Raw genomic sequence first — 13,799 nt, 5'->3', positions numbered from 1 at the left:
CATGTGACATGCCTCTCGTCCCCCGAGGCGGGCGAAGGCGGAATCACGCGGTGCGCCCGCCGGTTATGCGAGGTCGCAATACGAATGTCACCCAACGACGTGGAGTATCCATGACTACCGTCCCCGAGGTCACCCTCAACAACGGCGTGCGTATCCCGCAGCTGGGTTTCGGGGTGTGGCAGGTGGACAACGATGACGTGGTCGCCCCTGTGCGGACCGCCATCGAGACCGGCTACCGCAGCATCGACACCGCAGCCGCCTACCGCAACGAGGCCGGCGTCGGCCAGGCGATCCGGGAGTCGGGCGTTGCACGCGAGGAGCTCTTCGTCACCTCCAAGCTGTTGAACGACGAGCAGGGCTACGACAGCACGCTGCGCGCCTTCGACGCGACGCTGGACGCCCTCAAGCTCGACCGGCTGGACCTCTATCTCATCCACTGGCCGCTTCCGGCCAAGGACCGCTACGTCGAGACTTGGAAAGCCATCGAGCGTCTCTACGCAGAGGGGCGGGTCCGGGCGATCGGTGTCTCCAACTTCAAGGAAGCCCACCTGGAGCGACTGAGCAATGAGGGCGGGATCACCCCGGTGCTCAACCAGATCGAGCTGCACCCGGTGCTCACGCAGGAACCGCTGCGCCGTTTCCACGCCCGCCACGGCATCGCCACCGAGGCGTGGAGCCCGCTCGGTCAGGGCAAACTGCTCGACGACCCGACCGTCGCCACGATCGCCCTGGAGCACGGGGTGAGCGCCGCTCAGGTGATCCTGCGCTGGCACCTGCAGATCGGCAACGTCGTGATCCCCAAGTCGGTCACTCCGGAGCGCATCCGCTCCAACTTCGACGTCTTCGGCTTCGAGTTGAGTGCCGAGCAGGTCAACACGCTCTCCGGTCTGAACGAGAACCGGCGGTTCGGCTCCGACCCCGACCAGGTCAACGGCTGACCCGCCCGTCGACGACAGACGGGCCCGTCCGGTGGAGAAGAACCACCGGGCGGGCCCGTCGGGTGTCCGTCGTGCTCTAGGCCAGTTCGCGGCGCCTGGTGGCCCGGGCGAGCGTGGCCTCGGTCCCGTTGCGCACGACGCGCATGACGTAGACGATGCCGGCGATGAAGATGCTGACGGGGATCGCCATGATCGCGATCAGCATGATGAGGTTCGGAATCTGCAGTGCTCCCATGTGCCTCATCTTAGGGACAGTCCCCAGGGGCCCGTCACGGGTGCCCGCACCACCTTGATGTCCACAGCGAGGACGGGTCCGGTCAACGCAGGTAGCCCAGCCTGGTCAACTCCGGGCGCGCCACGCCCTCCACGTCGGTGCGTTGAACGGAGTCCAGTCGCACACGCCACGAGCCGGTGCCGTCGGGGTCGGGCCGCATCAGTTCCAGTGCGGACACGCTGGCCCCGACGAACTCGGACAGGCGTTCGGCGGTCTCCACCTCCTTGCCGGGAACCTCCTCGTAGCGCAGGGTCATCAGGCGTTCGGGGGCCAGTTCGCCGCGCAGCTTCGCCGACAACCGCACGGCACTGCGCCAGCGCATCGCGCACTTGCTCGCTGTGGACAGCCCCGGGTACTCGTCGCGGTCCTCCTCGGTCTCCACCCCGAAGAACGCGTTGGGCAGTTCTCCGTCCAGGTTGGCCACACCCGGTTTGAACCAGGTCAGGGAGTGCTCGTCGTCGAGCATGTCCGCGACCGCGTCCCGACCGTCCCGGATCACCTGGACGAACGCGGCGTCCTCGAAGGCCAGGGCCAGTGCGCTGGAGCTGTAGAGCAGGTCGGGGCCGGCGTCGCCGTAGCGGGTGACCTGACCGGCGTGCTCGCAGGGCTCGGGGGCCTCCCGGGCCGGCACCGGGCCCGGCGGGCACCGAGGGCAACTGAGCGGGGTCAGCTGCCATGCCTCGGCGAACGCGTCGCGTACCAGGCGCGCGGCACCGGACTCGTGCCCCTGGGCCAAGGAGGGCTGCCGCGCGAACGCGTACACCGCGTTCAACACGCTGGGGTGGCCCCCGGTCAGGTGGAATCCGGGCGCACGTCGCAGCGCGCGGGCCACGAAGTCCACCCCCGAGTGCGGCGCGCCCAGCACGAAGACCGGACGTCTGATCTTGGTCCCGTTGACCACGAGAATGTACGGCGACTGTTTCACGTGTTTCATGAGTGGTCTGATTTTGGCACGTTTGCCGGACTTCACGAAGCAGGGAAACCGCCGCCCGGGCGATTCGCGCGGCCCGAACGGAGACGGGGCAACGCTGCCACAATGGACGGGCGTCCTGGTCGTCGGGGAGGGGAACGGACATGGCCACCACCGCGGATGTCGCCGAGGTCGGCGCGTTGCTGGCGGGCTGCGATCGCGTCACGGTTCTGACCGGGGCGGGGATCTCCACCGGCTCCGGCATCCCTGATTTTCGCGGGCCGCGCGGCGTGTGGACGACCAACCCGGGGGCCGCCGCACTGTACGACATCGACGTCTACCGCTGCGATGTCGACGTCCGTCGCCAGGTGTGGCAGGTGCGTCGGACCAGTCCGGCCCTGAGAGCGGAGCCCAACGCCGCTCACCGTGCCGTCACCGAACTCGATCGGGCCGGGCGGTTGTGCGCCGTCGTCACCCAGAACATCGACGGCCTGCACCAGAAGGCGGGGATGGACCCCGCGCGTGTCATCGAGGTACACGGCACCATCCACTGGGTCGTCTGCCTGTCCTGCGGACTGCGTACGCCCACCCCGCAAGTGCTGGAGCGCCTGGACGAGGAGTCCGACCCGCGTTGCGTGCGCTGCGGCGGTATCCAGAAAAGCGACACGGTCTCCTTCGGCCAGCGCCTGGACCCCGACGTCCTGGAGGCCGCGGTGGCGGCCGTCGAGGAGTGCGAAGCACTGGTGGCGGTGGGCACCTCCCTGACCGTTCATCCCGTGGCGGCCCTCTGCGATGTCGCGCTGCGCGCCGGAGCGCGACTGCTCATCGTCAACGCCGAACCGACCCCCTACGACGACGCGGCCCACGCCCTCCTGCGCGAACCGATCGAAGAGGTCCTGCCTCGGTTGACGCGCGTCATTCTGGCGGGGGACTAGGTGTACCCGGCCAGTACGTCGCGGATGGCCGCCACGTGCTCGTTGTGTTCCTCGGCCAGTCGACGCACCGAGGCGCGAGCGCTCTTGGACACACCGATGGGACGGACGTGGCGCGTGGTGACCGGAACCAGGCGGGCCCCCAGGCGGTGGACCTGGCCGCGCAGTTGACGCAACACGAACACCTGGAAACGCAGGCGGTCGTCGGACTCCAGCGCCTCACCCATGGTGAACGCGCGTTCGAAGGAGTCCACCAGTGCGTCGTCGTCGGCATCCGCGGCGCCGAAGGACAGCGTCAGCACCGCGTTGGCATCGGAGGCCGCCTCGCTGTCACGGGCCGTCACATCTCCTCCGAACAGCCGTACCAGCGGCTCCAGGGCGTGCAACAGCCGTTGGGTGGCGTCATCGGCCAGCAGCGCCGACTCGCGCCAGGTGAAACCGGAGTCGGTCTGGGCCCCCGCGCCGGTGCTGCCCCGGTGCACCGTCAGCGCGCCGTCGGTCCCGCGCACCTCCAGGGCGTGCACCAGGCTTGCCCACTGTTCGGGCGGCAGCTGGGACTTCCACAGGTGGGCCAGCGCACGCCAGCGCGCCGACGACTCCGGCCCGAACAGGGCCGGAAGCGGAACCTCGTCACCGTGCACCGCCACCAGCGCCAGCATCAGGTTCGCGCTGTAGGCGGCCTCGCGTGCGGCGTCCCCCAACTCCAGGGGGCGGTAGCCGGTGTGGGCGACCCGGGGCCGATGCCGTCCGGCGGCACGGAGTAGTTCGGCAAGGGCCAGGCGCAGTTCGTCGCGGGCGCCCGGAGCCAACAACCGCAGCCGTTCGGCGAGGAACCGGGGCACCTCCCCCGACACCGACAGGGGAGTGAACGACAGCAGCGCGTGCAGGAACGCGTCGTCCAGGGGAGTGGGGCGCACCGCCCGTCGATCGCGGATGCGGGCCTCGGCCAACCCCGCCAGTTCCTCGGCCACCAGCCGTGCCACCAAGTACTCGCCCAGCGACGGATGGCTGAACACCAGTCGCGCCGTTCCCTCCCAGGAGTCCGCGGGCACCGCACAGCCCAGTTGCAGCGGATCCATCGGGCGTGCGAAATGCGCCGGCCAATGCAGGAGGGCGGTGTGGTCGGCGGTCACCGCAGCGGTGTCGGCGTGCCGTCCACCCCGGTTGAACATGGAGAAGGCCAGTACCGACGCGCCCAGCAGGGCCTGTTCGATGCGGCCCGAACGCACCGCCAGATCGCCGTCGGCCGGCGCGGAAGCCCTGTCGCGGCGGTCGGCGGCATCGGCGAGCATCCGCAGCCACCGTTCGTACAGTCCCGCCTCGCGCAACGGGGCCGAAAGCTTGCGCAGCGCATTGCTGGTGCCGTCGTAGACCGCCATCATCAACAGGAACAACGGACGCCTGCCCAGCGGCAGGTGCGGGGCCAGGCAATCCCGATCCAGCGGGAGCGCCCCGTTCCGGTCGAGGTAGCCGGCATTGATCCGATTCCAGGTGTCCAGCCACGCACCCAACTGCGCGTCGGTGAAGTCCTCCAGCCGTATCGCCACGCTTCCGGGAGGAAAGCGCACCCGTGCGGCGGTGCTGTCGCGACAGGTGAGCACGACCGCCACCGGAGATGCGGCCCCGGCCCGTGCGTGTTGAAACGCCGCGACCCCGGCGAGCAGGCCGCTGTGCGTGACTCCGGCCCTGCTGCCCAGCTCCTCCACCCCGTCCAGGAGCAGAACCGGAAGGGCGTCGCAGTTCTCCGCCCCGGCTGCGAGAAGCGCACCGGAGAGGCGGTCGGCCAGGGCCCGTTCCAGCGCCCCCTCGGGCAGGTCGCGGACGTCGACGCGTACCGCGGCGAAGTCGCTCTCGGGCAGTCGGGCGGCCAGCATCGTCACCAGAGCCGATTTTCCCGAACCGGAAGGCCCGAACACCACCAGGGGCAACAGCAGGGCGCGCGGGGCGGTCAGGTGGCCGAGCAGGAACTCGGCGAGGTCCTCGCGCGGCCCGCCCTGCTCCTGCCACCACGACTCCTCGTGGGCCAGTGACCGGGGACCCAGCTCGGTCGCGCGAAACGCCGGGGTGACGTAGGCCAGCCCCAGGGGCGGCAGGTACGTCCCGGCCAACTGCGGGGCCAAGGAGGAGACGGGGACGTCCAGGCGTTCTCGGTGGGTGCGGGCCAGCGCGCCCCGAACCGCGCTTGGGACCCGCCCGGTACTGATCGACTGCAATCGGTGCTGGAGCCGCGACAGTCCCATCGGGACCTCCGGAAGCGCGCCGTAGCGGGGGCGTGCGGTGTGCAGGCCCGCCCAGGCGCCGAACTCGGGGAACCCTGCGGCGAGCTTGTCGCGCAGCTCCTCGTAGCGGCGGGTGCAACGGTTGGCCAACACCGTGCCCAGCCGCTCGGTGACGGTGCCGCGATGAACCTCGTCCAGTTCCACCCACAGCGGCATGCCGCGCAGGACTCCGGGCAACTGCTTGCAGCGGCGCAGGTAGAACCGGCGCACCCGGGCCAGGCCGTCGGCGGTGTCGCGCTGGACACGGGGCAGCGGCGGTGCCGACAGCACCAGCAGTGCCACGAACTCGCCGAGCTGCTTGTGGTCGGTGACCCCACCGGGGTCTTCCGCGAACCCCTCGGTGGTGCCGTCCAGGTCGAAGGGGAGTTCGGTGTCGTCCAGCGACTCGAAGAACGCGGTCACCACGACCATGCTGTGCGCCGCGGCGATGCGTCGGGTGCGCTCGCGTCGGGGGAGCCGGTGCGCCTCCCGGTCCAGCCGGTTCAGCGCGTGGTGGGCGAAGCGCACGAGTTCGGTGCGCGCGTCCAGCAGGTCGGTTTCCTCGCGCGCGCACAACCGATCGACCAGGTCGGCGACACGTCCCTCGCCGGTGCCCAGAATCCTGATCGCGTCGCAGTACCGGACGGGTTCGCGCATGCCACCACCGAGAGTTCACCGGAGGTCCGGGTCGTCGTGAAGAGGACGTCTCACCCTCGGTCGGGGAACGCCGTTGACCATCATGACGGGTGTCCGGCTGGTTTGGCGGGGTTTGCGGATTTTTCTTGGGCGAGATTCGTTACCCGGAGCCGGATCCACCGCTGCCCCACGCGGAAGAAGGCAGCACGCCGTTCTTTCGGCGTGCGGGGGGAACCGCGTCGGCCCCGGGCCGTTCGTCGTTGGCGGCGGCCAAGGCGGTGATGCGGTCGATCGCCCCGTCGGCCCCGGGCAGCCGCGGGCGAAGTCCCTCCAGGACCCGGGCCACCGACCGTGCGGTCAGGGCCGGTCCGGAGACGACCGAACGCACGGAATCCAGATAGCTGCCGACCGTCGGCGCGAGGCGGTGAGGGCGACGGTCGTGCGGTTCGTCCAGATCTTCGGCGGCCTGGCGCAGCACCAGGAGTTCGATCCGGCCCAGTCGGGAGGTCGCCAGCAGGCGTTCGTAGCGCGCGATCCGTTCGTCGCTGTGGAACGACGCATCCCCCAGCCGCAGCTCCAGGATGTCGTGCGCCTCGGCCCAGCCGATCAAGGAGCCCTCGTCGTCGTGGCCGGTGAACCACGTCCCCAGATCGGAGGAGACGTGCCGCAGGTAGGGCAGCAGCATCAGCGTCATCCGGGCGGCCGTGCCGTTGACCCGCAGTGCGATCGAACGCAGCAGCTTGGAACTCACCCCCTCGTAGGGCACGGTGATCAGGTAGGGATTGTTCACCGCCAGCGGTATGGTCACGTCTGCGCGCAGTTCGAAGCCGACGCATTCGCCGACGTTGACCGGTTCCCCGGTCTCGCGTTCCACCACGGTGCGCGGTTCGCCGCCCCAGCAGTCCAGGTGTCGCACCCGGACGGTGTCCACCGTCCCGTGCCACTCGTCGGTGCGCATCGACCGCCACAACCCGACCAGGCCGCGCCACTCCTGCCAGGAGCCCGCGCCCGTCGGGTAGAGCTCCCGGACGTCCACCCCGGTCGTGCTGACCGCCAAGAGCAGCAGGACCAGGTTGGCCGTGTGGACACCGTGCCGGTGCGTGACCGGCAGCCGCTCGGGCTCGTAGGCGGAGAAGGAGCGGTTGGGCGCCGGGTACAGGGCGTCGGCGAAGAGTTCGAGCAGCAGCGCGCGGTACTCCGCCCGGTCCTCGGGGCGCCGGGCGAGCCTGGCAGCCAGCAGTTCTTCGGTGAACTCCATGATCGCCGCGCGTCCGCTCAGCGTCGCGAACGACGTCAGTGCGTAGAGCAGGCCGTCGTTGAGCGGCTCGCTGAAGCGCTTGCGCCGGGCGTGCAGCCGGTCGGCCATCAGTTCGTCCAGCGCATTGACCACGGTCCGGGCCACCAGGTACTCGCTGAAGGTGGCGTGCAGGAACTCGTAGACGCTGCTGTGTTCGCCGTTGCGCACGGCACGGGCCTCGTGCACGAAGAAGAACCGGCCCAGCACTTGGTCGGCCGGGGTGATCCGGCCGCGCAGCCCCGGGTTGGCGGCGTGTACGGCCGCGTCGGGGTAGAGCACCGCGAGGTCCTGGTCGAGCTCGTCGGCCGTCACGCTCTGCTTGTGCCGGGTGAACATCGCCATTGCGACGACCTCCAGGCGGCGCAGTTCGCCCTCGGTCGCCTCGCTCAGCTCGGCAGTCGTCAGGCGTGCGCGATGCTTGCGCACGTCACGTTCGGCGAACGCGGTGAGCAGCCGCTCGTAGAGCTCGCCGCGGCCCAACCCGTCGGCGGCCTCGCGCAGCACGGTGGTGTCGGAGTCGAAGATCAACAACATGAGCAGCAGCAGGGGCTGCTCGGCAAGCTCCCGGTAGCGCAGAAGTACGTCCAGCGGGAGCGGGCCGATCCCGCGCTGCGCCTGCTCGGCTGCGTTGGCCTGGTTCCAGATCCGCAGCATCCGCGCGATCCGCGCGTCGTCGAAGGGTTCCAGCCGGATGACGGGGGTCCGGGCGGGGAACCGGGTGCGGTCGGCGACCACGGTCCTGCTCGTGACGATGACCGCCACGGGATTGTTGATGTCGGCCTGCTGCTCCTGGAACTGCTGGACCTGCTCCAGGTAGTCCGAGCGGTTGATGCCGGTGGCCTGGAGAAGCTCGTCGAAACCGTCCAGGATCACCACCGGAAGTGCTCCCGCGGCGCGGTCGCACAGTTCGCGCCAGGACACCTCGGTGCCCAGTGTCGCCGCGATGCCCTCCTCGATCTGGCGATAGACGGGGGCGTCCGCCTGTACCCCGCGCAGTTCCACCCGCAACGGCAGGAAGTCCCCGGCCGGCAGGCGCGCGCAGAGCATCCGGGTGAGCTGCGACTTGCCGGCCCCGGGATGACCCAGGAGCACGATGGGCCGGGTCCGGCAGTGCCACTGCGTCAGCAGCGAGACCAGCAGTGGTTGAAGGTCCTCGTGGCGCTCGGACTGCGCCCACCAGCTGTCGGCGGAGGGCAGCGAGTCGGAGTCGCTGAACCGCAACAGACCGCACGGGTTCAGGTAGGAACGGCTGACCGTGGGAAGAACCATTCCCTCCGGCGCCTCCGCGGTGGGAAGCATCGGTTGGTCCAGGACGGCGCGATTGGCGAGGGCGAGTTCGTCGAGCCTGCGCTGCGGACCGGCGTCGGCGCTCAGCCCGCGCAGCAACTCCTCCATTCCGAAGAGCCCGGTGCTGACCTGGTCGATGCGCTCGCGCGTGGCGGCGTGCTCGGTGAGGCCGGCCCAGACCCCGAACTCGGGGATGTCCGCGGCGAGCCTGCGATAGGAGGCCGCATAGCGGCCCGCAGCCAGTTCCGGAAGCTCGTCCAAGGCACGGTCGACCCGGCTCTGGTCGGTGGCGCTCAGCCGTTCCCAGGCCGAGAGGCCGCGGATGAAGGCGCGGATCGTGCCGGGCAGGTGGCTGGTCGTTCGTGTGCCGGTGGCCGCGGTATCGGACCCGGGAAGGACGGGGAGGACGTCGAGGCCGTTGGTGAGCGATCCGGTCAGCAGCGACAACTGCTCGTCGCCGGTGAACGCGAGATCGTCGACCGACAACGGGGCGCCCGAGCGGGCGAGCACGTCCTCCAGCGCTTCGAAGGCCGCCACGACCCGCAGCACCTGGTTCGCGGCCTCGATCCGCTCGGTGCGCTCCCAGCGGCCCATGCCGTCGAGGCTGCCGCGGACACGCGCGACCGCCCCGCGTCCGTGCTTGACGACCTGCGAGCGCAGTCCGAACAGGTCGGGAACGCCCAGCGCCGCGAGTGTGCCGTCCGCAAGTTTTTCGGCGAAGTCCAGAAGCGCGGAGTCGTCCTTGCCGAGGATACGCAGGGCGTCGGAGTAGGACAGCGTCTTCTTCACCACGGGACGGCGGTGCCTTTCCTGGCGGGGGACCACGGTACGCGACCCCGCGCGCCGGGCCGATCACTGCTCGGTGGTGCGCGGGACGGGGCGGGGCGAGAGCGGGGAGGGGGCGGGGCTCAGGGCAGGCGCCAGTCCATCGGTGCGGCGCCCTGCTGCTCCAACAGCGCGTTGGCCTTGCTGAACGGCTTGGAGCCGAAGAAACCGTTGTGCGCCGACATCGGGCTGGGGTGGGTGGCCTCCACGCACGGCACGTTGGGCATGAGCGGACGCAGGTTGCGGGCGTCACGTCCCCACAGGATCGACACCATCGGCTTGCCGCGCTCGGCCAGTGCGCGGATCGCCTGCTCGGTGACGGCCTCCCAGCCCTTGTTGCGGTGCGAGCCCGAACTGCGCGGTCGCACGGTCAGGACCCGGTTGAGCAGCAGGACACCCCGCTCGGTCCAGGGGGTGAGGTCACCGTTGGCGGGCATCGGCAGGCCGAGGTCCTGGGTGTACTCGGTGAAGATGTTGCGCAGGCTGCCGGGGAGCCGGGAGTCGGGGGCCACGGAGAAGCTCAAGCCCACCGCGTTGCCGGGGGTGGGGTAGGGGTCCTGGCCCACCAGGAGCACCCGTACGTCGTCGAAGGGCTGCTGGAAGGCGCGCAGGACGTTCTCCCCGGCAGGAAGGTAGGTGCGGCCGGCGCTCACCTCCTCGCGCAGGAAGTCGCCCATCTGCGTGATGCGGTCGGCCACCGGCTCCAGAGCCTTGGCCCAGCCGCTCTCCATGATCTCGTTCAGCGGTCGTGACATGGCTCAGAACCTTAGCGGCGCCGTCCGACATCCAGTACACGTTCGCCGCGGCGAACGGACTCACCTGCCTGGGCGCTCCCAGCGGGCCAGCCGGGCCTTGATCCGCGCCGTCTGGGGGTGGTCGGGACCGTGCATCCGGATGTGGTCGGCCAGCAGGTCGCGGTACAGCCGCACGGCCTCGACCGGTCGTCCGGCCAGTCCGGTGTAGGCGGCCAGGTAGTGCCGGGCGGTGAGGGTGTCGGGGGAGTACGCACCCATGACCCTGGACATGTCGGGCACCAAGGCGGCCAGCAGGGTCGCGGCCTGTCCGTGCTCGCCGGACTCTCCCACGTCGAACGCCTGGTAGAGCCGGTTGATCAGTACCTTGTTCGAGGAGGGCCCGTACGCCGCGACCAGGTCGTCCAGCAGTTCCTGCCGGATTCTGGCGGCCGCTGCCCGCCGACCCGCGCGGCCGGTGTTGGCCGCGAGGTGGTAGCGGGCGGTCCGTGTCTCGGGGTGGTCGCGTCCGTGCACCCGGTCCAGCGCCCGCACCAGTTCCTCCAGTAGTGCCGCTGCCCGTTCCGGGGCTCCGGCCTCTCCGGTCAGGTGGGCGTGGCGCCTGCGGGCCCGCAGCGTCTGCGGGTGCTCGACGCCGTACACCTGGGCTGCCTCGTCCAGGAGCGGTTCCAGTAGTCGCACCGCGTCGTTGAAGGAACCCGCATCAGCCAGGGCCTGTGCTTCGTCCAGGTTGCGCTCCAGGCCCCTGCGGCGTTGCCGTGGGCCCACGGGGCCGCGGGCCCCGGTCGGCCTCGCGGGTGCGTCGAGGGGGGCTCCTGGCGCACCGGTGAAGGCCAGCAGCCGCTCACGCACCGCCTCGGCGCTCGCCGGTCGCTGCGCGGGTTCCTTGGCGAGCAGTTGTAGCACCAGTTCGGACAGGCTCGGGGGCAGGTCCTGGCGCAGTGCGTCCGGCGGGGTGGGATCCTCGGTCAGGTGCATCCGCAGGACCGGGAGCGGTTCGCGCGCCTGGAACGGCGGGAACCCGGTCAGCAGTTGGTAGAGCACGGCGCCGAAGGAGTACAGGTCGCCGGGGGCGCCCACCGGCAGCGATTGGATCTGCTCCGGTGACATGTACAGCGGCGTGCCAGCCAGGTCGCCGGCACGGTTCAACCGTCGACTGTGCAGGGCCGCGAAACCAGCGACGCCGAAGTCCAGGACCTTGATCGTGCCGCCGTCCTGGTCGTCGGAGTCCACCACCATGAGGTTGCCGGGTTTGACGTCACGGTGCACGATTCCCGCGTCGTGCGCGACCGAGAGGCCCGCGCAGACCTGGGCACCCCAACGGGCGGCCAGCGCCACCGGCACCGGCCCCTGCCCCAGTGCTGCGAGCATCGGCCGGCCCTCGACCAGTTCCATGACGGCGTACACGGTGCCGGAGTCGGTTCCGTAGTCGTAGAGCACGACGATGTTGGGGTGCCCGGTCAGCTGGGCCGTCATCCGCGCCTCGCGCCGAAACCGGGCGATCGCATCGGGGGCGTCGACCAGGTCGGGGCGTACCAGCTTCACCGCCACCGGGCGGTGCAGGCGTTCGTCGAGGGCTCGCCAGACCTCGCCCATGCCCCCGGTGCCAAGCTTTTCGGTCAATCGGTAACGGCCGTCCAGCACTCGCTCTGCCACGTCATCCCTCCACCGCGGCGATTCAGCGGTCATCTGGGGCCGAGACGGGGCCAAGACGCCCGATCCGTTTCCCGTGCGGTTCCGCCAGAAGCGTAGCGGGCGCCTGGTCGCCTGCTACGAACCACCCCAGGGGCAGCGGAACCGGCACGGATCGTTATGCGTGCGGTCTATCGTGATGCTCTGCGCTTTTCCGCCGCGCCCCTCGGTCCCCTCAAGCGGAAGTGGAAGACACGTCGTGAGCTCTGCCCTGTATGTCGGCCCGGATTCCCAACCGGACAAGTACCGCCTGGTTCGGTCGGTGGGGCGAGGCGGGGACAGCACGCTCTACCTCGCCGAGGCCGGCGACGCCGGCTGGGTCGAGCCGGTCGTCGTCAAGATGCTCACCACCGGCTTTGTGACTACCGCAGCGCAGTTCGCGCAGCTCAGCAATGAGTGGAGCGAGCAGGCCGAGCTGCTCGCCTCCGTGACAAGGGTCGGTGCCGTCGGGGTCCTCGACCACTTCGAAGGGGCGGTGGAGCACCGCGCAGACCAAGCCGCAGAAGGCGGTGAACGCGCCCTCTACCTGGTCATGAACCATGTTTCGGGCATGGATCTGCGTGACTGGCGTGCCGAACACGCCGCCGAGGGGCCCAGGGGCCAGCGCGAAGCCCTGCGCTATCTGGAGCAGCTAGCCGGCGTCCTGGACGTCCTGCACTCGGGGCGGGCCACCCCCGCCAAACGCGCTGTCGTGCACGGCGACCTCTCGCCCGGCAACGTGATGATCGACCGGGACGGACAGGCGACCCTCGTCGACTACGGGATGGGCGCGATCGCCGCCCGCGGTCTCGACGGCGGGCCGCGGCCCACCGAGGGCTACGCCGCGCCCGAGACGGCCACCGGAGCGTACTCGCCCGCGGCCGACCGCTATGCCTTCGGCGCCATCGCCTACTTCACCCTCACCGGGCAGGAACCGCCGCCCGGGCCCGAGCGGCTGCGAACGGTTTTCTCGGAGCTTCCGGTGCTCAACGGCGCCCGCCCCGAGGAACGCGCGGCCGTGCTGGCGGTGTTCTCCACCGATCCCGCCGAGCGACCCTCGGTGCTGCAATGGATCAAGAGAGTGCGATCGCTGGGCACCTCCACACCCTGGAGCACGACGGAACCCCCGGCCGCGGACGCGCCCTCGACCACCCCGGCCTCCTCCGGAGCTCCGCGCCACATCACGTTCGGAGGGCCCGGACCCCAACGCCCAGTCGGTGGAATGCGCGGCACCCCGGCCCCCCGGCGCCCCGTGCCGGCGCCCGCGCCGCCGTCCAGCCCCGTGCGGCCGGTACCGCAACCGCGCCCCCTGGGGGACACCACCCCCATGGACCCGGTGCCCGGCTCCCCGGCCCACACGGGCGAACGCAAAAAGAAGAAGTCCCGCAAGCCGCTGCTGGCCTGGCTCGCGGTGCTGCTCCTGGTGGCGGTGGGCGTCGGCGGGGTCGGTGCCTACACCGCATTCGACCGGTGGAACCGCAACCAGCCGGCGACCTCGGTCGAACCCAACCAGCAGCTCGCCCCGGTGAGCTCCCCGCCGTCGAGCCCGTCGCCGAGTCCCTCGCCCACGCCGGAGCCGTCGCCCTCGGGTCCCTCCGACGGGCCCTTCGACGAAGAGCGCTCCCTCACCGAGCTCACCCCGGCCGCCACCTCTCCCGCAGCCCTCGAATGGACCACCGCCAGGATGGACGACCGTACGTACAATCGGTCGCTGACAGCGGACCTGTCGTGTGTGGGGGAGAACTGGAACGATTACGACCTCGCCCGGTCCTGGGACGTCTTCGAGGCGGTGGTGGGGATGGGGGACCTCTCCGCCCCGACGGCCTCGGCCGTCTTCACCGTGCTCGTGGACGGCGATGAGCGCTACGCCGAGACCGTGCAGTCGGGCGATCAGACTCTGGTGCGCATCGATGTCACCGACGCGCTGCGCCTGCGCCTGGGATCCGAGGCGGGGGTCGACTGCGACGACGCGGGGCTGGCGGTGTGGGGAGACCCGCGGCTTCTCGGCTGATCGGGGCG

Annotated in this window: 9 protein-coding genes; 3 read left to right on the top strand and 6 right to left on the bottom strand. The window is 70.5% G+C overall.

Annotation, left to right across the window (positions count from 1 at the left end):
* Positions 1 to 110 precede the first annotated feature (110 nt).
* Positions 111 to 938 (top strand): aldo/keto reductase, encoded by an 828-nt coding sequence (locus tag QSJ59_RS01005; RefSeq protein ID WP_285756730.1) that lies wholly within the window; start codon positions 111 to 113, stop codon positions 936 to 938.
* A gap of 76 nt (positions 939 to 1,014) precedes the next feature.
* On the opposite strand, the gene QSJ59_RS01000 is transcribed toward QSJ59_RS01005, so the two are convergent.
* Positions 1,015 to 1,173, bottom strand: coding sequence for a hypothetical protein (locus QSJ59_RS01000; protein ID WP_285756729.1), 159 nt, complete (start codon positions 1,171 to 1,173; stop codon positions 1,015 to 1,017).
* A gap of 82 nt (positions 1,174 to 1,255) precedes the next feature.
* Positions 1,256 to 2,137 carry a sulfotransferase family protein gene (locus QSJ59_RS00995; RefSeq protein WP_285757835.1) on the bottom strand — a complete coding sequence of 294 codons (882 nt, stop codon included), beginning with the start codon at positions 2,135 to 2,137 and terminating at the stop codon, positions 1,256 to 1,258.
* A gap of 149 nt (positions 2,138 to 2,286) precedes the next feature.
* Here QSJ59_RS00995 and QSJ59_RS00990 point away from each other — a divergent pair, with 149 nt between their 5' ends.
* A complete protein-coding gene (locus tag QSJ59_RS00990) occupies positions 2,287 to 3,057 on the top strand; it encodes an SIR2 family NAD-dependent protein deacylase (protein ID WP_285756728.1) in 771 nt (256 codons plus the stop codon).
* Here the strand turns inward: QSJ59_RS00990 and QSJ59_RS00985 are convergent.
* The 4 genes from QSJ59_RS00985 to QSJ59_RS00970 all read right to left on the bottom strand — a co-directional run bounded on the left by QSJ59_RS00985 (position 3,054) and on the right by QSJ59_RS00970 (position 11,765).
* Positions 3,054 to 5,969, bottom strand: coding sequence for an ATP-binding protein (locus QSJ59_RS00985; RefSeq protein ID WP_285756727.1), 2,916 nt, complete (start codon positions 5,967 to 5,969; stop codon positions 3,054 to 3,056). The genes QSJ59_RS00990 and QSJ59_RS00985 overlap by 4 nt on opposite strands.
* A gap of 139 nt (positions 5,970 to 6,108) precedes the next feature.
* On the bottom strand, positions 6,109 to 9,324 hold the full coding sequence (locus tag QSJ59_RS00980) for an NACHT domain-containing protein (protein WP_285756726.1): 3,216 nt from the start codon (positions 9,322 to 9,324) through the stop codon (positions 6,109 to 6,111).
* A gap of 116 nt (positions 9,325 to 9,440) precedes the next feature.
* On the bottom strand, positions 9,441 to 10,112 hold the full coding sequence (locus QSJ59_RS00975) for a uracil-DNA glycosylase (protein ID WP_285756725.1): 672 nt from the start codon (positions 10,110 to 10,112) through the stop codon (positions 9,441 to 9,443).
* Between the two features lie 60 nt (positions 10,113 to 10,172).
* Entirely contained in the window at positions 10,173 to 11,765 is a 1,593-nt protein-coding gene (locus tag QSJ59_RS00970; protein WP_285756724.1) for a serine/threonine-protein kinase, read from the bottom strand.
* A gap of 235 nt (positions 11,766 to 12,000) precedes the next feature.
* Here QSJ59_RS00970 and QSJ59_RS00965 point away from each other — a divergent pair, with 235 nt between their 5' ends.
* Positions 12,001 to 13,791 (top strand): protein kinase domain-containing protein, encoded by a 1,791-nt coding sequence (locus QSJ59_RS00965; RefSeq protein WP_285756723.1) that lies wholly within the window; start codon positions 12,001 to 12,003, stop codon positions 13,789 to 13,791.
* Positions 13,792 to 13,799 lie beyond the last annotated feature (8 nt).

This window comes from Nocardiopsis ansamitocini, from assembly GCF_030268225.1.
GTDB classification, from domain to species: Bacteria; Actinomycetota; Actinomycetes; order Streptosporangiales; family Streptosporangiaceae; genus Nocardiopsis_D; species Nocardiopsis_D ansamitocini.
Note: the sequence above shows the minus strand (reverse complement) of the source record. Positions and strands in the feature narration are given on the sequence as shown.

What these genes read in the sequence shown, in the direction of transcription:
- QSJ59_RS01005 (WP_285756730.1), top strand. Translation starts at nt 111, where the DNA reads ATGACTACCGTCCCCGAGGTCACCCTCAACAACGGCGTGCGTATCCCG.
- QSJ59_RS01000 (WP_285756729.1), bottom strand. Translation starts at nt 1,173, where the DNA reads ATGGGAGCACTGCAGATTCCGAACCTCATCATGCTGATCGCGATCATG.
- QSJ59_RS00990 (WP_285756728.1), top strand. Translation starts at nt 2,287, where the DNA reads ATGGCCACCACCGCGGATGTCGCCGAGGTCGGCGCGTTGCTGGCGGGC.
- QSJ59_RS00985 (WP_285756727.1), bottom strand. Translation starts at nt 5,969, where the DNA reads ATGCGCGAACCCGTCCGGTACTGCGACGCGATCAGGATTCTGGGCACC.
- QSJ59_RS00975 (WP_285756725.1), bottom strand. Translation starts at nt 10,112, where the DNA reads ATGTCACGACCGCTGAACGAGATCATGGAGAGCGGCTGGGCCAAGGCT.